General features: G+C 42.3%; 23 protein-coding genes. All 23 read left to right on the top strand.

The features are described from left to right. The first annotated feature begins 2 nt into the window (after positions 1-2). The 23 genes from cheB to BLP87_RS02240 all read left to right on the top strand — a co-directional run bounded on the left by cheB (position 3) and on the right by BLP87_RS02240 (position 19,942). Positions 3-1,073 carry a chemotaxis-specific protein-glutamate methyltransferase CheB gene (cheB, locus tag BLP87_RS02350; protein ID WP_083334418.1) on the top strand — a complete coding sequence of 357 codons (1,071 nt, stop codon included), beginning with the start codon at positions 3-5 and terminating at the stop codon, positions 1,071-1,073. Positions 1,074-1,185: 112 nt separating this feature from the next. Then, on the top strand, positions 1,186-3,312 hold the full coding sequence (locus BLP87_RS02345; RefSeq protein WP_074461265.1) for a chemotaxis protein CheA: 2,127 nt from the start codon (positions 1,186-1,188) through the stop codon (positions 3,310-3,312). 38 nt (positions 3,313-3,350) lie between these two features. Further along, positions 3,351-3,854, top strand: a complete 504-nt coding sequence (locus BLP87_RS02340; RefSeq protein ID WP_074461264.1) for a chemotaxis protein CheW — start codon at positions 3,351-3,353, stop codon at positions 3,852-3,854. Between the two features lie 18 nt (positions 3,855-3,872). After that, entirely contained in the window at positions 3,873-4,508 is a 636-nt protein-coding gene (locus BLP87_RS02335; protein ID WP_026654766.1) for a chemotaxis protein CheC, read from the top strand. 10 nt (positions 4,509-4,518) lie between these two features. Further along, complete coding sequence (locus BLP87_RS02330; RefSeq protein WP_074461263.1) at positions 4,519-5,004, top strand: chemotaxis protein CheD; 486 nt, start codon at positions 4,519-4,521, stop codon at positions 5,002-5,004. Then, on the top strand, positions 5,001-5,342 hold the full coding sequence (locus tag BLP87_RS02325) for a hypothetical protein (RefSeq protein WP_074461262.1): 342 nt from the start codon (positions 5,001-5,003) through the stop codon (positions 5,340-5,342). Before BLP87_RS02330 ends, BLP87_RS02325 begins: the two co-directional genes overlap by 4 nt. A 26-nt stretch (positions 5,343-5,368) precedes the next feature. Further along, positions 5,369-6,142, top strand: coding sequence for a FliA/WhiG family RNA polymerase sigma factor (locus tag BLP87_RS02320; RefSeq protein ID WP_074461261.1), 774 nt, complete (start codon positions 5,369-5,371; stop codon positions 6,140-6,142). Positions 6,143-6,170: 28 nt separating this feature from the next. Then, complete coding sequence (locus BLP87_RS02315) at positions 6,171-7,748, top strand: DUF342 domain-containing protein (RefSeq protein ID WP_074461260.1); 1,578 nt, start codon at positions 6,171-6,173, stop codon at positions 7,746-7,748. A 15-nt stretch (positions 7,749-7,763) separates the two neighbouring features. Then, positions 7,764-8,159 (top strand): hypothetical protein, encoded by a 396-nt coding sequence (locus BLP87_RS02310; RefSeq protein WP_074461259.1) that lies wholly within the window; start codon positions 7,764-7,766, stop codon positions 8,157-8,159. A 66-nt stretch (positions 8,160-8,225) separates the two neighbouring features. Next, positions 8,226-9,068, top strand: coding sequence for a DUF6115 domain-containing protein (locus BLP87_RS02305; protein ID WP_074461258.1), 843 nt, complete (start codon positions 8,226-8,228; stop codon positions 9,066-9,068). 14 nt (positions 9,069-9,082) lie between these two features. Beyond that, positions 9,083-9,916 (top strand): MltG/YceG/YrrL family protein, encoded by an 834-nt coding sequence (locus BLP87_RS02300; protein WP_074461257.1) that lies wholly within the window; start codon positions 9,083-9,085, stop codon positions 9,914-9,916. A gap of 278 nt (positions 9,917-10,194) precedes the next feature. Continuing rightward, a complete protein-coding gene (rpsB, locus tag BLP87_RS02295) occupies positions 10,195-10,950 on the top strand; it encodes a 30S ribosomal protein S2 (protein WP_074461256.1) in 756 nt (251 codons plus the stop codon). Positions 10,951-11,030: 80 nt separating this feature from the next. After that, the gene (gene tsf / locus BLP87_RS02290; RefSeq protein ID WP_074461255.1) at positions 11,031-11,984 is read left to right on the top strand and encodes a translation elongation factor Ts; all 954 of its coding nucleotides are present in this window, start codon (positions 11,031-11,033) and stop codon (positions 11,982-11,984) included. Between the two features lie 176 nt (positions 11,985-12,160). Next, the gene (gene minC, locus BLP87_RS02285; protein WP_074461254.1) at positions 12,161-12,904 is read left to right on the top strand and encodes a septum site-determining protein MinC; all 744 of its coding nucleotides are present in this window, start codon (positions 12,161-12,163) and stop codon (positions 12,902-12,904) included. A 12-nt stretch (positions 12,905-12,916) separates the two neighbouring features. Continuing rightward, positions 12,917-13,696: a septum site-determining protein MinD gene (gene minD, locus BLP87_RS02280; RefSeq protein ID WP_074461253.1), complete on the top strand. Its 780-nt coding sequence runs from the start codon at positions 12,917-12,919 to the stop codon at positions 13,694-13,696. A 15-nt stretch (positions 13,697-13,711) separates the two neighbouring features. Then, positions 13,712-13,993, top strand: coding sequence for a cell division topological specificity factor MinE (gene minE, locus BLP87_RS02275; protein ID WP_074461252.1), 282 nt, complete (start codon positions 13,712-13,714; stop codon positions 13,991-13,993). 128 nt (positions 13,994-14,121) lie between these two features. Further along, a complete protein-coding gene (locus BLP87_RS02270; RefSeq protein ID WP_074461251.1) occupies positions 14,122-14,565 on the top strand; it encodes a MarR family winged helix-turn-helix transcriptional regulator in 444 nt (147 codons plus the stop codon). A 121-nt stretch (positions 14,566-14,686) separates the two neighbouring features. Then, on the top strand, positions 14,687-14,977 hold the full coding sequence (locus tag BLP87_RS02265; protein WP_026515425.1) for a metal-sensing transcriptional repressor: 291 nt from the start codon (positions 14,687-14,689) through the stop codon (positions 14,975-14,977). A gap of 127 nt (positions 14,978-15,104) precedes the next feature. Further along, entirely contained in the window at positions 15,105-16,943 is a 1,839-nt protein-coding gene (locus BLP87_RS02260) for an NADH-quinone oxidoreductase subunit 5 family protein (protein ID WP_242871798.1), read from the top strand. Continuing rightward, a complete protein-coding gene (locus tag BLP87_RS02255) occupies positions 16,943-17,812 on the top strand; it encodes a respiratory chain complex I subunit 1 family protein (RefSeq protein WP_074461250.1) in 870 nt (289 codons plus the stop codon). Before BLP87_RS02260 ends, BLP87_RS02255 begins: the two co-directional genes overlap by 1 nt. Before the next feature lie 17 nt (positions 17,813-17,829). After that, positions 17,830-18,519 (top strand): NADH-quinone oxidoreductase subunit B family protein, encoded by a 690-nt coding sequence (locus tag BLP87_RS16455; RefSeq protein WP_074461249.1) that lies wholly within the window; start codon positions 17,830-17,832, stop codon positions 18,517-18,519. Next, positions 18,516-18,848: an NADH-quinone oxidoreductase subunit C gene (locus BLP87_RS02245; RefSeq protein ID WP_074461248.1), complete on the top strand. Its 333-nt coding sequence runs from the start codon at positions 18,516-18,518 to the stop codon at positions 18,846-18,848. The genes BLP87_RS16455 and BLP87_RS02245 overlap by 4 nt, the downstream gene beginning before the upstream one ends. Before the next feature lie 14 nt (positions 18,849-18,862). Next, positions 18,863-19,942: a hydrogenase large subunit gene (locus tag BLP87_RS02240; RefSeq protein ID WP_074461247.1), complete on the top strand. Its 1,080-nt coding sequence runs from the start codon at positions 18,863-18,865 to the stop codon at positions 19,940-19,942. Positions 19,943-19,965 lie beyond the last annotated feature (23 nt).

Raw genomic sequence — 19,965 nt, 5'->3', positions numbered from 1 at the left:
TTATGAAAAAAATTTTGATAATTGATGATTCTGCACTTATGAGAACAGTTCTTAGTGATATTATTAACTCAGATTCAAGATTCCAGGTAGCTGACAAGGCTAAGGACGGAATTGAGGGACTGGAGCTTTTAAAGCATAATACTTATGATGCTGTCGTACTTGATATTAATATGCCGAGAATGGACGGTATCACTATGCTTAAAGAACTTCACAAGAACGGAATAAAAGCCAAGATAATGATGGCGAGCACCGATACTAAAGAAGGTGCCAAAGTTACAATGGATGCCCTTGATCTGGGTGCACTTGATTTCGTGCACAAGCCGGACAGAGCATCGGAGTGTAAGGGCGAAGAGTTTTGTAAGCTTTTCCTCAATACACTTTCTGCTGTTGCAAACAGTAAAGCGCCGGGTTCAACCAAAGCATTTTCTTTTGACGAAGTCAAGGAATCACGCAAGGTTGTTGAACTGGTTACAAAATCCGCGAGCAAGATCACGGGTAACAGGATTGTTGCGATAGCAAGTTCAACGGGTGGCCCGAGGGCATTACAATCGGTTATCCCAAGGCTTCCCAAAAACCTCAAGACTCCGGTAGTTATAGTTCAGCACATGCCGGAAGGCTTTACAGCATCACTTGCTGAAAGACTTGATTCTCTGAGCGAGGTTCATGTTAAAGAGGCCGCCGAAGGCGATGTATTGGCACCGGGAACGGTATATATATCAAGGGGCGGCAAACACATGCATATCATTAAGAATGCAGGAAAAAGTGTTATCCATTATATGGACGGACCGACCAGAGAAGGCGTAAGACCTTGTGCAAATTTCATGTATGAATCACTTGTTGAGTCAGATTACGATGAGATCTGCTGCGTAGTAATGACCGGAATGGGCGCCGATGGAACTGAGGGAATCAAGAATCTGAAATCTAAAAAGAAAGTACATGTAATCGGCCAGGAAGAAAGCACCTGCACCGTTTATGGAATGCCCAAATCAGTAGCAACAGCTGGACTTGTCGATCAGGTTGTAAAACTTGATGACATCGCCCAGGAAATAATAATGAATGTTGGTGTTAATTGAAGGGGTTACTTTTGATCTTTCATATCTGACGATCCATATCCCTCCATTAACTGCCAATGACGACAAACATTTTGCATGACTAAACAATTTTTCTTATGGAGGTAGATTGATTATGGATGTTTCTCAGTATCTAAGTGTCTTTCTTGATGAAGCAAAGGAGCACCTTCAGTCTTTAAACGACAACATCATGGTTCTTGAGCAGGATCCCGAAAATGAGGATTGTATCAATGAAATTTTCAGATCGGCTCATTCAATGAAAGGTATGGCCGGAACCATGGGCTATACCAGAATGCAGAACCTTACCCATGACATGGAGGATGTTTTCTCAGATGTCAGAGCGGGTAAGATCAAGATCAAATCAGAGATGATCGACGTGCTTCTTCAGTGTCTTGATGCTATTCAGGGATATGTTGACAACATTACCGAAAATCAGGACGAAGGTACTGAAGAGCATCAGAATATTATAAAAGCTCTCGCTGATATCAGATCCGGAAATTCCGGAGCGGCAGCTGCTTCCGATGGAACTGCTGAAGTTTCGGAGCCTGCGGAAAGTTCTGCACCGGCTTCTGAGCCAAGCGGAGATCCTGCGAGTGACTACAGGGCTATCAAGCTCGACTCTTCCGCAAGAACAACTTTGGAAGAAGCTAAAGCTCAGGGAAAAAATGTATTGGGAGTTACCGTACATATTCAGGAATCCTGTATTCTTAAGGCTGCAAGAGGTTTTCTTGTATTTAAGGGAATCGAAGAGGTCGGTGAGATCGTTGTTTCCGAGCCCAACACACAGGATATTGAAGACGAGAAATTTGATTTCTCATTCAGCCTTGTAATAATTACAGATGAGACAAAAGAAAAGGTAGCTGAAATAGTTAAGTCTGTTTCTGAAGTTGCAGGTTGCGAATGCGGAGAATTCGATCTCGATGCGGAAAAAGCAGCTGCTGAGGAAGCTCCCGAACCTGCACCCGCTGCAGCAACTGCTGCGCCTGCACCCGTTCCCGCACAGGGTTCGGCACCTGCACCCGCACCTGCAGCAGGAAAGGCACCCGCCGCAGGACCTGCAGGCGGAAAGAAGCCTTTGGGTAAGCCTGTTGTAAACAGAACAGTCCGTGTTGATATTGAGAAACTTGATGTTCTTATGAATCTTGTTTCCGAGCTTATCATCGCGAAGAACTCACTTATTTCCGCAGCCAACACTTCGGGTGTCAGCAACGGAAACGTAAATGAGCAGATTGAATATCTCGAGAGTGTTACCACAAACCTTCATGAGTCGGTCATGAAAGTTCGAATGGTTCCTATCGAGAGTGTTCTTCAGAAGTTTCCTCGTATGATCAGAGATCTTAACAAGACTCTCGGCAAGAAGATGGAACTGACAATGACCGGTGAAGATACAGAAATGGACAGAACCGTGGTTGATGAGATAGGTGATCCTTTGATGCACCTTATCAGAAACAGTGCCGATCACGGAATTGAATCAGCTGATATCCGTGCCCAGAGAGGCAAACCGGAAGTAGGACAGATTTTCCTTCACGCTTTCCAGGACGGTAACAGCGTTGTTATCGAGGTTGGTGATGACGGTAACGGAATAGATGCAGAGGCAGTTAAGAACAAGGCCATTGAGAAGGGAATCGTTACACCCGAGCAGGCAGCTCTTTTGACAGAGAAACAGTGCGTAGAGCTCTTGTTCCATCCCGGATTCTCCACAGCCAAGCAGGTTTCCGAGATTTCAGGACGTGGTGTTGGACTTGATGTTGTTAAATCCAAAGTTGAATCTCTTTCGGGTGAGGTATCTGTTAATACCAAGCTTGGTTCGGGATCTACATGGATAATCAGACTTCCTCTTACACTTGCCATTATTCAGGCTCTCATGGTTATTGTCGGAGACGAGAAATATGCAATTCCTCTTGATTCGATCCAGAGTATTGAGGATGTGTCTCCTTCAGACCTTAAACTTGTAGAAAATAAAGAAGTTATCAATCTTCGTGGAAGCGTAACACCTATCGTAAGACTCAATGAAGTGCTTGATACAAAGTCAAGTAAATCAGCAGACGATGATATGGTTGTTGTTATCGCAAGAAAGGGAGATCAGCAGATCGGACTTGTTATCGACGAACTTATGGGACAGCAGGAAATCGTTATCAAGCCTTTGGGTAAATATACAAATAAGTGCAAGCTTATAAGCGGAGCAACTATCCTTGGTGACGGTGAGATAGCACTTATTCTTGATACCAATTCAATTTTCTGATGGTAACATTTGTTTAGCGAAGAAAGGATGAGCCGAATATGAATGAGATAAAAGAAGTTAAAGAAAAAGCCGATAAAGGCGAACTTATCCAGTATATTGTAATTAAGATCGATGATGAGCAGTATGGCATCAACATCAAATTTATAGATAATATTGTAAGAATGCAGCAGATTACGAGAGTACCGAAGGTGGATGCTTTCCTTAAGGGAGTTATCAATATCCGAGGCGAGATCGTTCCTGTTATGAGCGTTAGAATGAAGATGGGACTTTCGGAAGACGTGATCACGGGCGCTTCGAGAATAATCATCTTAAAGACCGAAACGGGAGATCTCGTAGGCATAATCGTGGATCAGGTTAATCAGGTTCTTACTCTTAATGAAAAAGACATTGAGAAAGTCCGTTATGACGATAAAAAGGGACAGTCAAAAGTCTCTTTTGTCAGCGGCGTAGGTCACTATGACGGCGGACTGGTTTCAATACTCGATCTCGATGCGGTTGTGTCTGAGAAAGAATCAAAAGAAAAAGCGTCTAACGCAAGTTAATTTCGGAGGATTTATTTTATGGCAGACATGAGTTTGGATAATTTATCCGACAAGTATTTTGATGTGCTGAAGGAACTTGGTAATATCGGTGCCGGGAATGCAACTACAGCGCTTGCTCAGATGATCGGAACAAAGGTTGATATGTGTGTTCCGCAGGTACGTCTTTTGGACTTCAAAGATGTCGGAGACCTCATGGGCGGAGCTGAGAAGATAATGGCAGGTATTTATCTTGCCGTTGACGGTGATATCGACGGAAGCATTATGTTCCTCTTGGGCAAACAAGCTGCCAGACATTTGGTCGATCAGCTTATGGGTACAGGCCCCAAGCCTGAAGATCAGGATTTTGATGAAGTTGAGATGTCAGCTCTTAAAGAAGTCGGTAATATCATTACCGGTTCGTATCTCAATTCACTTTCCATGATGACAAACCTAAAACTCATTCCGTCAATTCCGTATGTTGCCATTGACATGGCTGCGGCGATACTGAGTGTTCCCGCAATTCAATTCGGAATGATGGGAGACAAGATCCTTCTTATAGAGACACAGTTCTTTGATGAACTTAAGTTGAGCGGTTATTTTATTCTTTTACCTGATATTGATGGATACCGTAAAATTCTCTCTTCTTTAGGCATGGGAGACGTTTCAGATTCGTGAAGGGGCTAATATGAGTCAAATAATTAAGGTTGGAATGGCCGATCTGAATATTTGTGTCAGCCCCGACGGAATTACAACTTTGGGGCTTGGGTCCTGCGTTGGAATTGCTATTAGGGATCCTGTTACCAAGATTGGTGGGCTGGCTCATGTAATGTTGCCGGATTCAACTGAGATTAGGAACAATTCTAATATACCTAAATTTGCAGATACAGGAATTGAGGAACTTGTAAGGCTCATAGTTGCCAAAGGCGGCAATAAAACGCGCCTTGTGGCAAAGATTGCCGGCGGTGCGCAGATGTTTGCTTTTCAGTCAAACAATGCAACGATGCGTGTCGGTGACAGAAATGTCGCGGCATCACTAAAAAAATTAAAGGAGCTAAATATTCCTGTACTTGCTCAGGATACCGGTGATTCGTACGGACGGACAGTAATTTTTTATCCCGAAAACGGAAACTATATTATCAGAGCTGTAGGAAAGCCTGAAAAAATCATATGAATACCGATTTAGAAGAACTGAAAAAAATAAACACCAAACTAATAACTCCACTGATAGTGCTTTCAGCAACGGCTGTAGTATCAGTATTTACGTTCTTTAAGCACTATCCGGTCGGAGAGTGGATTGTTATTGTATTTGTTTCGGTAGTTATATTTTTGGTGATCGGTCTTATCACAGAGAAGATGATCGCCAAGTTTTTGGATATTAACTACGAGAAAGCTTTGGCTGAAAAGCTTGAAGCCGAGAGACTCGAGGAAGAGGCCAGAGCGGCAATGGAGGCAGAAAGTAGTGCCGGGGAAGATGTCGACAATATGGAAGTTCACGACATTCCTCAGTAAAAAAATAGAACCGGGGAAACTTAGACATGGATGATGCAGCTAGAAATAAATTATGGACAGAATATGGTAATACCAAATCCGGGGAACTGAGAGAGCAGCTCATATTGGAGTATGCTCCTCTTGTCAAGCTTGTAGCCGGAAGACTTAGCATGTATCTCGGATTTAACGTCGAATATGACGATCTTGTCGGATATGGCATTTTCGGACTTATAGATGCCATTGATAAGTTTGATCTCATGAAGGACGTTAAGTTTGAAACTTATGCCAGTCTGAGGATCAGAGGAGCAATCCTTGACCAGATCCGTAAGATGGACTGGATTCCCAGAACTATAAGACAGAGACAGAAGAAGATCGAGACTGCGATCAGAGAAATTGAAAAAGAGAGCGGTCATATAGCTACAGACGCCGAAATAGCGGCTAAAATGGATATTACTGAAGATGAATACCAGAACTGGCAGAACCAAATGAAGGTTACGGGGGTAGTTTCCTTAAATGAGTTTATGGATCAGGGTGCGGATATTGCCGATGATTCAAGTAATACCGGTTCAGGTTTCACAAAGCCTGAGGAGGCTATAGAAAAGGAGGAACTAAAAAAGATGCTGGCCGAATCCTTGGAGCATCTTACCGACAAGGAGAAAAAGGTCATTCTTTTTTACTATTATGAGGAGCTTACATTAAAGGAGATAAGTGAGGTTCTGGAGGTTTCGGAGTCGAGGGTATCACAGCTTCACACAAAGGCGCTTCAAAAGATGCGCGAAAAGTTGGGAGATTATCTGGGAATTATTACAAACTCCAGATAGTAAATTTTATTTGATGGAAGAGGATTTTATGAACGGATATTTTCAACTCGTAAACACACCGCAGGGAACCGGTATCAGAATTTATGCCCCAACCGATGGGGGAAAGTCTCTAAACGTTAATGTTGTTCGTGAGTACTTGGACGAAAGAAAAATTCAATACGATGTAATTAAGCTAAATGATGCTGTGAACAAGTCTGACGCAAATGTCTATGTATTTACCGAAGCGAAGGTACTTCCTGAACGTGAGGGGGTAAAGTTTGACGTTTCCAAGGATAAAATGACTGTCACGGCATTTTTCTATCCGCCGACGGAAGGCGCACAGCTTATGACTGAAGCGGAATTTAGAAGCTCAATCGCGTACAGAAAATACACTTATGGAATTCAGGAAGAGAATATAAAAGCTTTTTTTGAACATAGAGAATACTGTAAAGAGATACTTATTGCAAAAGGAAAAGAAGTAGTTCAGGGTAAGAATGCTTATGTTGAGTATCACTTTAATACCAACTTAAGGGCACGTCCTACTCTTAAAGAAGACGGAAGCGTTGATTATTTTCATCTTAACCTGATCAATAATATAAATGAAGGCGACCTTCTCGCCACACTTCACAGGGAAGTTCCGGGAGTGCCGGGAATAAATGTTTACGGAGAACAGATAAAGCCTGCCGTTGTTAAGCCTTCACATATCAGAGCAGGCAGAAATACCATTCTTTCGGATGATAAGCTTACACTTAAATCGGCAAAATCAGGCCATGTAACTTTGAGCGAAGGAAAAGTCGTTGTTTCCGACGTGCTGCAGCTTGAGAATGTCGATGTTGCAACGGGAAATATAGACTACGACGGAAGTGTTGAGATAAACGGCGTTGTTGCCACCAACTTCAGCGTAAAAGCGGGCGGAAATATCATTGTTCGCGGAATTGTTGAGGGCGCTGTTCTTGATGCGGGCGCCGATATAGTGCTTGAATGCGGAGCAAAAGCCGGCGGAAACATAAAAGCCGGTGGAAATATCGTAACAAGATTTATTGAGAATGCGACTGTAAACGCTAGGGGATGCATCACAAGTGAATGTATACTCCACTCAAATGTTTCCTCGGGAACAGAGGTAAACGTAACCGGCCGAAGAGGATTTATTGCCGGAGGAAGAGTTAGTGCCGCAGATAAGATCCAGGCTAAAGTTCTCGGATCCGAGATGGGAGCAAATACCATCATAGAAGTTGGGGCGGATCCGCAGCTTAAACAAAGGCTGAAAGAGCTTCAGAAGGAAATGACGGAAGCACAGAAGAATATAGAAAGCATAAGACCTACCATTGAAGGATTTACGAAGATGCTCAAGGCGGGAGTAAAGTTTAGTCCTCAGCAGGTTGAAAGTGCAAAGAAACTTATAGAGTTAAACAAAAGCCTTACAGAACAGATCCAGGATGACTCGGAAGAATACGCAAATCTTATGGAAAGGCTTGCGGAAGCAAAGGAAGCCGAGGTTGTGGTTGAGGGAACCGCATATCCCGGAACTACCGTTAATATCGGTGAGTTGTCTATGATCGTAAAAAAACCTGTTCACTACAGCAAGTTTGTTGTCAGGGAAGGAGATGTAAGATTAGCACCTATCTAAACGGAGGAGAGAACCATGTCAATAAACAGAATTGACTTTGGCGTGATCGCTGCTTCTAATGAGGTTTCCGCGGTGAAGGCGTCGGAGGATGCAAGACCCATGATGGACAGGCAGAACTTTCAGACTCAGTTTAACGAAGAAGTTGATAATCAGCGCAATTCGGTTATTCAAAAGGATGACGTTAGCGGAGCTAAAGTTTCTGCGGATGCCGGTGAGAAAGGCGGCAATGAATATTCGGGGGACGGCGGAAAAAATAGAAAAAAGAAGCAGGACGAAAAGAATGAGAATAATCCTATTTTAGAGAGACAGCTTTCAGTTGAAAAAATGGAAAAAATTTCGGAACACATGCTTGATCGAAATGGAAAACCTGTAGATCTTGGTATTTCTCACGGTTTTGATTTGAAGATTTAACATTTCTATATTATAATGGTGGAAACGGGCGTGGTGCCTGAATTTTTTAGCAAAATAGGCGGATAAATGATTAGTATTACAGAGATTGTTCTCATCGTTGTCGGATTCGCGGCAATAATATTGGGTTACCTTCTTCCTGCGGGGAAGAAACTCGACGAAGAAGATAAGATGCTCATGGAGAGAGAAATCCGTGAGCTTGTTCGTCGTGAAGTCGAAGACCAGCGAGAAAATATTGAAAATATGGTAGACGATACCGTAGATCTTTCTTTGGACAGAACAGAGAGAGCAATGGAACGTATATCAAACGAAAAACTTTCCGCTATCGGGGAATATTCCGATACTGTGATCAATGATATTCACAAGAATCATGATGAAGTAATGTTTATGTATGATATGCTCAATGACAAGCATAAGAATCTTACTTCAGTGGTTTCCGAAGTAACGAAGAAAGCCGACGAGGCCAAAAAGGTTGTCAAAGAGGTTGAAGAAAAGATAATTCTTCCTACAGAACCGGAAGAACCTGTACCTGTTGCGACCGTTGAGAAAGAGCCTGTCATGGAACTTGAAAAGATCACGGCTAAAGTTATAACTCCGGAAGAAGCTATGGGACTTCATGTTGTAGGAAATACTTCGAATGATGAAGACGAAATAAAACCTATACAGGAACAGCAGCCAAATGCCAAAGTTGTTCCCATCACCGAAGCTGTAAGAGTTGAAGCTAAGAGTACCAATCCCGACAAGAACATGAAAGAACTCACAGCAGCCGATCCGATTTCTCAGAACAGACAGATCATCGAGATGCATAAGGCCGGAAAATCAAATATGGTCATTGCAAGAGAGCTTGGTCTGGGCATCGGGGAAGTAAAGCTTGTGATAGATCTTTCCAACAAGCACAGAAAAGTTAAGTGAGGAATATTCTATAAATGAAACTAAAATATTACCTTAGGGGAATTGGCCTTGGCGTTATAATTACCGCGATAATTATGGGCTTTGCACTGGGAGCGGGAAAAGCACCTATCAGCGATGCCGAGGTAATAGAAAAAGCAAAGGGCCTCGGAATGGTTGAAGGCGGCGTCCTTTCCGATTATTCGGATGAAGATGCAAGCGGTGAAGATATGTTGCCGGAAGACGCCGGCGTTTCGGCATCTGCAGATAAAATGATAAATACGGCAAGCGGCGCTGACGGTGGTCCTTCCTTTAAGGATACATCAGCAAGCAATTCGGCTACGGCCGCATCTGTTGCAGATATTAAAGCCGATGCCGATAAAAAAGTCGAAGCTGATACGGGCATCGGTTCTCCGGCTGTTGCAAACGGTATAAGCGGTGCGGCATACAAGAATTCATCCGCAGCAGCTTCTCTTAGTTCCAAAGATCTTAAAGATGCCGACAAGAACAAAGACAAAGATAAGGATAAAAATAAAGAAAAACCTGTTATTGACAATAAGAAGAAAGAAGAAGTGACGGAAGAACCCGAAGAAGCTTCTGAGGAGCCTGCAGAAGAGCCGAATAATACCGAAGAAAACACTCAGCCTGAACCTACTCCGGCTGAGCCTGTGTCGGTTCAGGTTACAATCTCCGGAGGCTCATCATCAGACAAAGTAGCCAAGATACTGTATGATGCGGGACTTGTCGATGACGCCGTTAAGTTTAACAGATTTCTTATCGAAAGCCATCTTGATACAAGGATTCATTCGGGCAACAAGAACATTATGAAGGGTGCTTCTTATGAAGATATAGCGAAAGCTATCACTCAGTAAATGCATATTAAATAATTTTAGCTTTAAAGCTGTGAAAATAACTTATTTTCACAGCTTTTTTACTTGAAATATGCTTTTCCTTATGATATAGTTAAAAAGCTGTGTTCATAGGTGTGTTTATGCCTATTTCACGGTAAAACAAATAATCACGCACATTTAATTCTCTTTCCGGTGTCGGTAATGCCGATCAGAAGAGAGCTCTGTATATCGGAAAACGCGCCGATATATCGCATGAGCCAGGGATGTGCGGAAGATTCTAACCAAATGGAGGTAATATCATGAGCGTTGTATCAATGAAGCAGTTACTTGAAGCAGGTGTTCACTTTGGACATCAGACAAGAAGATGGAACCCTAAAATGGCTCCTTACATCTTCACAGAGAGAAACGGAATCCACATCATCGACCTTCAGAAGTCAGTTATCAAGGTTGACGAGGCTTACAAGGCAGTATTTGAGATTGCACAGCAGGGTGGAACAATCCTTTTCGTAGGAACAAAGAAGCAGGCACAGGACGCTGTTAAGTCAGAGGCTGAGCGTTGCGGAATGTACTACATCAACGAGAGATGGCTCGGTGGAATGCTTACAAACTTCAAGACAATCCAGAGCAGAATTGCAAGAATGAAGACTATCGAGAAGATGCAGGAAGACGGAACTTTCGAAGTTCTCCCCAAGAAGGAAGTTGCTCAGCTTAAGAAGGAGCTTACAAAGCTTCAGGCTAACCTTGGCGGAATCAGAGATATGAAGAGAATTCCCGATGCTATTTTCGTTGTAGATCCCAAGAAGGAAAGAATCTGCATTCAGGAGGCTGAGTCTCTTGGAATCACTCTTATCGGTATCGCTGATACAAACTGCGATCCTGAAGAGCTTGACTTCATCATCCCCGGAAATGATGATGCTATCAGAGCAGTAAAGCTTATCGTTGGTAAGATGGCTGACGCTGTTATCGAAGCTAATCAGGGTGCTGAGGCTGACGTTGCAGCAGAATTCGTTGCAGAGGAAGCTGAAGACATCGAAGAAGTTGCAGATGCAGAGTAATAGATTGATAACTTTGAACTAAATTGTCGCAGCCAATCATTTATGGTTGGCTGCTATTATAAAAACGGAGGAAAATACACATGGCTATCACAGCAGCAATGGTTAAAGAATTGCGTGAGTCTACCGGTGCAGGAATGATGGAATGCAAGAAGGCTCTTACAGAAACTAACGGAGATATGGATGCGGCAGTAGAATTCCTTAGAAAGAACGGAATCATGAAGGCTGAGAAGAAGGCCAGCAGAATCGCTGCAGAAGGTCTTACAAGAGTTGTTCTTAAGGATGATAAGACAGCAGCAGTTGTAGAAGTTAACTCAGAGACAGACTTCGTTGCACAGAACGAGAAGTTCCAGAGCTTTGTTGAGGCAGTTGCTCAGCAGGCAGTAAATTCAGATTCCAAGGATCTTGATGCATTCCTCGCTGAGAAGTGGAACCTTGATGAGTCTAAGACTGTAAATGATGCTCTTGTTGAGATCACAGCTGTTATCAGCGAAAAGCTCAGCATCAGACGTTTCGAGAAGGTTGTTGCATCAAACGGTATTGTAGTTCCTTACGTACACGGAAACGGAAGAATTTCTGTTATCGTTGAGGCTGATACAGATGTTGTAAATGACGATATCAAGGAAGCAGTTAAGAACGTAGCTATGCAGGTTGCAGCTCTTAATCCCAAGTATGTTTCAACTGATGATGTTTCTCAGGAGTACAGAGATCACGAGAAGGAGATTCTTCTTGCTCAGGCTATGAAGGAGAACGAGGAGCTTCCTGAAGGAAAGAGAAAGCCTCAGGAGATCATCGAGAAGATGCTTATCGGACGTCTTAACAAGGAGCTTAAGGAAATCTGCCTTAATGAGCAGGTATTCGTAAAGGCTGAGGATGGAAAGCAGACAGTTGGCCAGTACATCGCTAAGGTTGCTAAGGACAATAACGCTAAGTTCTCTATCAAGAGATTCGTACGTTTCGAGACAGGTGAAGGTATCGAGAAGAAGAACGAGAACTTCGCTGAGGAAGTTGCTAAGCAGGCTGCCGGTCTCAACTAATAATATTAGATTATTAAATGAGCTTCGGATTTCCGGAGCTCATTTTTTCGGTAGAAAATCATATAATTTGCCCAACAAACCTTTGGCATAAATGGGCTTTGATATCTTTAATTTTTTACAAAAATAGCCTATACTGTTGTAGTATAGATTTTTATAAAGGTTGGGTGAATCAAACATTGAGTCAGTTAGTTACAATTAAGGGTACAAGGTCTGGCATTATTCTTGTTTTGGATCCCGAGGTCGATTTTTCAACGCTTATCAAGGAAGTTGGCGAGAAATTCAAGGAAGCATCTTCTTTTCTCGGAAAAAATAACATGGGGATGATCATCAGAGGCAGAAAGCTCTCTGAATCGGAAGAAGATGAAGTTCTAAAGAGTATCAAAGATAATTCAATGCTTACAATTACATGTATTATTGACGAAGAGTCGGATATTCAGAGGAAATTTGAAGATGTCGCCGCTTCAAACGATAATGTTGATCCTGAGGTCAATACGAACAAGAAGGCAGACAGTGTAGTTAATGTGGATCAGAACAGCGCGCTTATATATAAGGGCAGCTTACGATCCGGTCAGGATATTTCCTGCGAACAAAGTATTGTTATATTGGGAGACGTTAAGCCCGGTGCTAACGTAATCTCCTATGGAAGCATTTTTATCCTGGGAGAACTGCGAGGCAATGCATTTGCCGGTGCAGGTGGTGATAAGGATGCTGTAGTAATGGCACTTGGTCTCAACCCTTTGCAGGTCAGAATTGCGGATTCTATCGCAATATCGCCTGAATCTGAAAAAAGTGCCAAACTCAAACTTGGAAGAAAGAAACCTTCTGTGACTGAGAATGAGCCTGAAGTTGCTTATATCGAAAACGGTCACATTGTGAAGAGTGTTTACGGATCTTCTTTTTTGAGACAATTTAATATGTAAACGGAGGAAACTATGGGAGAAGTTATAGTTATAACATCGGGAAAAGGTGGCGTAGGTAAAACTACAAGTTCCGCTAATATCGGAACGGGCCTTGCAAAGCTGAACAAGAAGGTTGTTCTTATCGATACGGATATAGGACTTCGTAACCTTGATGTTGTTTTGGGACTCGAGAACAGAATTGTTTATAACCTTGTTGATGTTATTGAAGGTAACTGCAAGATCAAGCAGGCGCTTATCAGAGATAAGAGATATGAGAATCTTTTTCTTTTGCCCGCAGCACAGACTAAGGACAAGACAAGCGTTACTCCTGAGCAAATGAAGAAGCTTACTGATGAACTTAAGCAGGATTATGATTATATTATTTTGGATTGTCCTGCAGGTATTGAACAGGGATTCAAGAATGCCATCGCAGGTGCCGACAGAGCACTTGTTGTTACAACACCTGAGGTGTCGGCTGTACGTGATGCCGACAGGATCATCGGTCTTCTTGAAGCAAACGAGATTAAAAAGACTCATCTCATAGTAAACAGACTTCGCCCTGAAATGGTCAAGAGAGGTGACATGATGTCAGCAGATGACGTCATTGATATTCTTGCTATTGAGCTTATAGGTCAGGTTCCTGATGATGAGAGTATTGTTGTTGCAACTAATAACGGTGAACCGCTGGTAGGAGACAACTCACTTGCAGGACAGGCTTATATGAACATCTGTCGCAGAATTACAGGCGAGCAGGTTCCATTTCTTGACCTTGAAGCCAAGAGAGGACTTTTTTCTTGGTTTAAGAAAAAGTGATAAGGGGGCAAAGTTATGAAAATCACTGATTTTTTCAAAAAGAAATCTTCAAGTGATATAGCTAAGGATAGACTGAAGCTTGTTTTAGTTTCGGACAGAGCATCTTGCTCACCTGAGCTTATGCAAAAAATCAGAAGCGATATCATAGAAGTGCTTTCGAAATATGCCGAGATAGATATGGATGGAATTGACATCAATATTACAAGTCTCGATGCTGAAGATAACGGCGGTAAATCCGCACCGGCTCTTTATGCAAACATTCCCATCAAAAATATGAATCATAATTCAAAGCCTTGATCGGTATTGTAACCCGTGAAAATTCAAGAGATTTTCACGGGTTTTTTCTTTTTTTTAAATGAACGCTTAATCGCTGTTGTGATATAATGATATATGATTAAATAGTATAAAATTTTTTGGAGATTGTTATGAATTGTAATAATAACAAATATGATTCGTTAAAACTTGATAATCAATTATGCTTTCCATTGTATGCTTGTTCGAAAGAGATAATCAGAAAGTACAAGCCCCATCTTGACGAGATCGATCTGACATATACCCAGTATATTACAATGATGGTCATGTGGGAGAAGAAGTGCGTCAATGTAAAGACTCTTGGAGAAAGTCTGTATCTTGACTCGGGAACACTTACGCCTGTTCTTAAAAAGCTTGAGAGCAAGGGGTATATAACGAGAGAGAGGTCTGAAAAGGACGAGAGAAATCTTGTTGTTTCCATCACCGATTCCGGTATGAAATTAAGAGAAAAAGCCGCTACAATTCCTGCCAAGATAGGAAGCTGTGTAAAGCTCACAGAAGAAGAAGCGGCTACCTTATACAGTCTTTTACATAAGATTATCGGTAATGTAAGATAATCTTTATTGTAATTTTTTTTAGAAGGAATATAATATAATTTGGTAAAAATATATGTAGATTTATTTTTTGACCGGAGACAAGTTAAAAAAATAACAATACATATATTTATTTGGAGGTTTTATGAGTTCTCATACCCATAAACATCATCATGATCCTGAGAAGATGAAGGCTATTGTAAACAGACTTTCCAAGGCAATCGGACATCTTGAGTCTGTTAAAAGGATGGTTGAGGATGACAGGGATTGCACCGAAGTGCTCGTACAACTGGCAGCCGTACGCGCAGCAATCAATGGAGCAGGCAAGGAGATACTTAAAGAGCACATAAGCCATTGTATCGTTCATGCAGTTTCAGATGGTGATGAAGAGGCTATCGTTGAGTTAAATGATGCCATCGAGAAATTTATGAAGTAATGAGTTGCTCGTGAGTATGTATGTGAAAGGGGCGAACACCTTGGCAAATTTTTTGAATTTAGTTTATTTTCTGATCCTATTTCCCTTTTGTATGGCAATCATAATTTCTTTGTTTAAGCATGCCAGCATGTTTAGAAGCCTGCTTATCATGATGGGCGGTCTGGCTATCATGGGCGTTGCTGTTTATGTTGCCGTCAATGTTCTTTTGTCCGGTGATACATCTAAATTTGTATATCTTGAACATGCAGAGATTCCTGAAAAGGCAATTCTTTGTGGGGAAGTCTTCTTAATGGTACTTGTATGTTTTCTTAGTATCAAGTACAAGAAGTATTATGCAATTCTTTTTTCACTTGTGGGAACGATCCCGGTTTTATGGATGGATCTGACTCATAAGGCAATCGAAGGAAATACCTGCATCAGGATTGATACATTTGCTGCCGTAATGTATTTGATCGTTGGTTTTGTAGGAATTCTTATCTGTATTTATGCATCAGGTTATATGAAGGATTACCATCATCATCACACGGATGTTGAAGATCGTTCCGGATATTTCCTTGCACTTATGTTTGTATTTCTCGGTGCAATGTTCGGACTTATTTCATCAGATAATCTTGGATTTATCTATTTCTTCTGGGAGATCACAAGCGTATGTTCATTCTTAATGATCGGATATACAAGAACGGAAGAGGCCGTAAATAATTCATTTAGGGCTCTTTGGATGAATCTTCTCGGTGGATGCGGATTCGCTGCAGGACTTATGTACTGCAACATGGTTCTCGGAATTTCCAATCTGAGCCAGATCACACCGCAGGCAGCCGGTTCAATTATTGTTCCCGTTACCTTATTTGCATTTGCAGCTCTTACAAAGAGTGCTCAGTTCCCGTTCTCAAGATGGCTTTTGGGAGCGATGGTTGCGCCTACACCTTCAAGTGCGCTTTTGCACTCTGCAACGATGGTTAAGATTGGCGTATATATGCTTATAAGACTTGCACCTGTAATGTACGGAACTCTTACGGGAATCATGATCACCGTTATTGGTGGATTTACTTTCTTTGCTGCATCGCTTCTTGCGATCACTGTCAGTGACGGTAAGAAGGTACTTGCTTATTCGACTATTTCCAATCTCGGACTTATTACCGCTTGTGCGGGAACAGGTACTACCGAAGGTGTATGGGCGGCTGTTATGCTCGTTTTGTTCCATGCCGTTTCAAAGTCACTCCTGTTCCAGACGGTGGGAGATATAGAAAACTGTATGGGAAGCCGTGATATTGAGGATATGCACGGACTTATAATCAAACTTCCCAGACTTGCATTTATCATGATAATCGGTATTTGCGGAATGTTTATGGCACCCTTTGGAATGCTTGTTTCCAAGTGGGCTGCACTTAAATCTTTCGTTGATTCGGGTTCTGTTTGGCTTGTTCTTTTCCTTGTATTCGGATCGGGAAGCACATTGTTCTACTGGGCTAAGTGGCTTGGCAAGATCTGTGCGGTAATTCACCAGTCATTTGAACTTGAAGATATAACTCCCAGAAGTGAGATGGTATCTATTTTACCTCTTACGACAATGATAGTTGTTATGTGTTTTGCTTTCCCCTGGATGTCGGGAAATATGATCCAGCCTATTCTCGATGAGGCTTATCATACAAATATCCCCGATGTTATCGGCGGAAGCGATGTCATCATTATGATGATCATGGTTGCGATGGTATTTATTATTCCAATCGGATCCAGATTCCTTTCCATCGGTAAAAACAGTAAGATGACAATGTCTTACGTTGCCGGTGTAAATGCGGGAGATGACAGACATTATATAGATTCTTTCGGTAAGGAAAGAGCACTTTATATGTCTAACTGGTACATGGATGAAATCTTTGGCGAAAAGAAATTCTTAAAGCCTTGTATTTATGTTGCAACCGTTCTTGTTGCCGTTATGCTTATTGTTGTTGTCGGAGGTGCTATCTAATGGATATTTATATGATATTGAGAGTTTTATTATATATTCTTCTGGCACCTGTTTTAGGAGGCCTTCTTTCCGGAATCGACAGAGTATTTTCTGCCCGTATGCAGGGAAGACAGGGCCCACCGCTTTTTCAGCCTTTCTATGATGTAGCTAAGCTGATGAGCAAGCAGACAACCGTTGTAAACAGTATTCAGGTACTGTTCGTTACAAGTTATCTTATATTTACCATTTTTACAGGTGCATTGTTCTTCGCGGGCGGAGATATGCTTTTGGTATTTTTTGCGCTTTCCATGTCTGAAGTGGTTATGGTCCTTGCGGCTTTTTCAACCAACGGACCATACAGCATCATGGGCGCTCAGCGTGAACTTTTGCAGATGATGTGCTATGAGCCCATGACTCTTTTGGTTGCCATCGGATTTTATTACGCAAACGGAAGCTTTATGGTAAATGAACTGGCAAAGGCTGATGTTCCTGCTATTGTACAGATTCCGGGATTCTTTGTCGGATTTGTATTTGTACTTTTGATCAAGCTCAGAAAATCACCTTTTGATCTCAGTACCTCGCATCATATGCATCAGGAGATGGTAAAAGGTCTTACAACCGATCTTTCGGGCGGAAATCTTGCACTTGTGGAGATCGCGGAGTGGTATGACGTGGTACTTATGATGGGTATTGTCGGAATGTTCTTTGTTACTTCTGCACCTGTCAGTATTCTTGGAGCAGTGATAGCCTGCAGCGTTGTATTCTTCCTGGAGACATTTATCGATAACCTGTTCCCCAGAGTTAAGTATATGACAATGCTTAAGGTTACCTGGTCGGTTATATTGATTTTTGCAGGTACAAATTTGCTTATTCTTAATGTATTGAAATAAGAAGAAGGGAAAGAACAATGAAAATATCAAAATCACCATGGGTGTTACATTATGACGGATCTAGCTGTAACGGCTGTGATATAGAAGTTTTGGCTACGATGACTCCGCTCTATGATGTGGAGAGATTCGGAATTATAAATACGGGTAATCCCAAGCATGCCGATGTGCTCCTTCTTACGGGAGGAATGAATGCGCAGACGGCGCCTGTCGTAAGACAGCTTTATAATATGATGCCCGATCCTAAGGTTGTTGTTGCTTGCGGAATATGTGCATGCGACGGCGGAATCTTCAAGGAGTGTTATAACATTTTGGGCGGCGCCGACAAGATTGTTCCTGTTGACGTATATGTTCCCGGATGTGCCGTTAGACCTGAAGCTCTTATTCAGGGCGTTGTTAAGGCGGTTGGAATCCTTGAAGAAAAGAAGAAGAAGTTAAAACAGTCAATGAAGGCCGGATATTGTACTGTAGACTACAGCAAGATGGCTGTTCATATGACAGAAGAAGACTATAATCCTGCAGATCAGTATGATGCGGTTCTTACTGAGGAAGCTCTCAGAGAGCAGGCGGAAGAAAAGATCAAAGCTTCTGCAAAGCCTGTTCCCAAGCCTGCAGCTCCCGCTGCGGCTCAGAATGCTGCACCCGCCGCGAATACAGGTGCTCCGGCTACTACCGCAACAAATGCTGAGAAAGGAGACAATAAGCAATGAATACCGAGTTTGTAAATGTTAATCCTGAGAATGTCATTGACGAGTCTCAGAAGCTTAAGTTTGACGGATATCATCTTATGCAGCAATGCGCAACAAGAATACCTGATGCTTTTGAACTTATTTATACATTCGGAAAAGATCTCGAAGTTAAGCAGCTTAAGATCACACTTCCCGAAGATAATGAGATTTCAAGTATCACAAGTATTTTTCCTTGTGCTTTTATCTATGAAAATGAGATGCACGATCTTTTCGGAGTTAAGATCAAGATGATAAATATTGATTATGAAGGAAAGCTCTATCGCACAGCTATAGAGACACCGTTCAAATAATTGGAGGAACTGTAATGTCTAACAGAAGTGTAATTCCATTTGGACCTCAACATCCGGTTCTTCCGGAGCCTATTCACTTGGATCTTGTTATGGAAGATGAGAAGGTGGTTGAGGCTATTCCTTCAATCGGATTCATCCACAGAGGTTTGGAGAAACTGGTTGATAAAAAAGATTTTAATGAGATGGTTTATGTTGCAGAGCGTATCTGCGGTATCTGCTCACTCGGACACGGACTTGGTTATTCCGAGGCAGTTGAGCATATCATGGATATCGAAGTGCCTGCAAGAGCCAGATATATGAGAACTATCTGGTCTGAGCTTAGTAGGATCCATTCACATCTTCTCTGGCTCGGACTTTTGGCAGATGCTTTCGGCTTCGAAAGCCTTTATATGGACTGTTGGAGACTCAGAGAGGAAGCCCTTGATATGTTTGAGGAGTCTACCGGCGGCCGTGTAATCTTTTCCGTTATGAAAATCGGCGGAATCAGAAGAGATATCACCGACGATATGCTCAAGGATTTCGATAACAGGATTTCTAAAATGGAGGAAGATCTTAAAGCCATTGCAAGGCCCTTCCTTGAGGATGCAGCCGTTCAGACAAGACTTAAGGGCGTAGGTGTTCTCAGTGCGGAGCAGGCGGATGCGCTTGGATGCACCGGACCTTTCCTTAGAGCAAGCGGAATTGTAAGAGATATCAGATCTACAGGTTATTGTGCATACGGTGATGTCAACTTTGAGCCTATCGTAAGCAGCGAAGGCGATTCCTATGCGCGTACATATTGCCGTATACAGGAGATATTCCAGGCATTTGACATTATTCATCAGCTTATAGCAAAGATGCCTGACGGACCTATCGAAGCTCCCGTCAAGGGAATGCCGAACGGCGAATATATGATGAGAATAGAGCAGCCCAGAGGCGAAGCTCTTTACTATGTTAAGGCAAACGGAACCAAGTTCATTGACAGAATGAGAGTTCGAACACCTACTTTTGCAAACCTTTCAGGCCTCGTAGAGATCCTTAAAGGCTGTGATCTTGCTGATGTTCCTATTCTTGTACTTACGATCGATCCTTGCATCAGTTGTACGGAGAGATGATGTAGTGAACTCAGCACAGATAG

It is taken from the genome of Butyrivibrio hungatei (genome assembly GCF_900101605.1).
Lineage (GTDB): Bacteria > Bacillota > Clostridia > Lachnospirales > Lachnospiraceae > Butyrivibrio > Butyrivibrio hungatei_B.
The sequence above is the reverse complement of the archived record's forward strand: the minus strand, read 5'-3'. Positions and strand labels throughout refer to the sequence as shown.

Coding starts and splice junctions, on each gene's coding strand:
- cheB (WP_083334418.1), top strand. CDS start 3: ATGAAAAAAATTTTGATAATTGATGATTCTGCACTTATGAGAACAGTT.
- BLP87_RS02345 (WP_074461265.1), top strand. CDS start 1,186: ATGGATGTTTCTCAGTATCTAAGTGTCTTTCTTGATGAAGCAAAGGAG.
- BLP87_RS02340 (WP_074461264.1), top strand. CDS start 3,351: ATGAATGAGATAAAAGAAGTTAAAGAAAAAGCCGATAAAGGCGAACTT.
- BLP87_RS02335 (WP_026654766.1), top strand. CDS start 3,873: ATGGCAGACATGAGTTTGGATAATTTATCCGACAAGTATTTTGATGTG.
- BLP87_RS02330 (WP_074461263.1), top strand. CDS start 4,519: ATGAGTCAAATAATTAAGGTTGGAATGGCCGATCTGAATATTTGTGTC.
- BLP87_RS02325 (WP_074461262.1), top strand. CDS start 5,001: ATGAATACCGATTTAGAAGAACTGAAAAAAATAAACACCAAACTAATA.
- BLP87_RS02320 (WP_074461261.1), top strand. CDS start 5,369: ATGGATGATGCAGCTAGAAATAAATTATGGACAGAATATGGTAATACC.
- BLP87_RS02315 (WP_074461260.1), top strand. CDS start 6,171: ATGAACGGATATTTTCAACTCGTAAACACACCGCAGGGAACCGGTATC.
- BLP87_RS02310 (WP_074461259.1), top strand. CDS start 7,764: ATGTCAATAAACAGAATTGACTTTGGCGTGATCGCTGCTTCTAATGAG.
- BLP87_RS02305 (WP_074461258.1), top strand. CDS start 8,226: ATGATTAGTATTACAGAGATTGTTCTCATCGTTGTCGGATTCGCGGCA.
- BLP87_RS02300 (WP_074461257.1), top strand. CDS start 9,083: ATGAAACTAAAATATTACCTTAGGGGAATTGGCCTTGGCGTTATAATT.
- rpsB (WP_074461256.1), top strand. CDS start 10,195: ATGAGCGTTGTATCAATGAAGCAGTTACTTGAAGCAGGTGTTCACTTT.
- tsf (WP_074461255.1), top strand. CDS start 11,031: ATGGCTATCACAGCAGCAATGGTTAAAGAATTGCGTGAGTCTACCGGT.
- minD (WP_074461253.1), top strand. CDS start 12,917: ATGGGAGAAGTTATAGTTATAACATCGGGAAAAGGTGGCGTAGGTAAA.
- minE (WP_074461252.1), top strand. CDS start 13,712: ATGAAAATCACTGATTTTTTCAAAAAGAAATCTTCAAGTGATATAGCT.
- BLP87_RS02270 (WP_074461251.1), top strand. CDS start 14,122: ATGAATTGTAATAATAACAAATATGATTCGTTAAAACTTGATAATCAA.
- BLP87_RS02265 (WP_026515425.1), top strand. CDS start 14,687: ATGAGTTCTCATACCCATAAACATCATCATGATCCTGAGAAGATGAAG.
- BLP87_RS02260 (WP_242871798.1), top strand. CDS start 15,105: ATGTTTAGAAGCCTGCTTATCATGATGGGCGGTCTGGCTATCATGGGC.
- BLP87_RS02255 (WP_074461250.1), top strand. CDS start 16,943: ATGGATATTTATATGATATTGAGAGTTTTATTATATATTCTTCTGGCA.
- BLP87_RS16455 (WP_074461249.1), top strand. CDS start 17,830: ATGAAAATATCAAAATCACCATGGGTGTTACATTATGACGGATCTAGC.
- BLP87_RS02245 (WP_074461248.1), top strand. CDS start 18,516: ATGAATACCGAGTTTGTAAATGTTAATCCTGAGAATGTCATTGACGAG.
- BLP87_RS02240 (WP_074461247.1), top strand. CDS start 18,863: ATGTCTAACAGAAGTGTAATTCCATTTGGACCTCAACATCCGGTTCTT.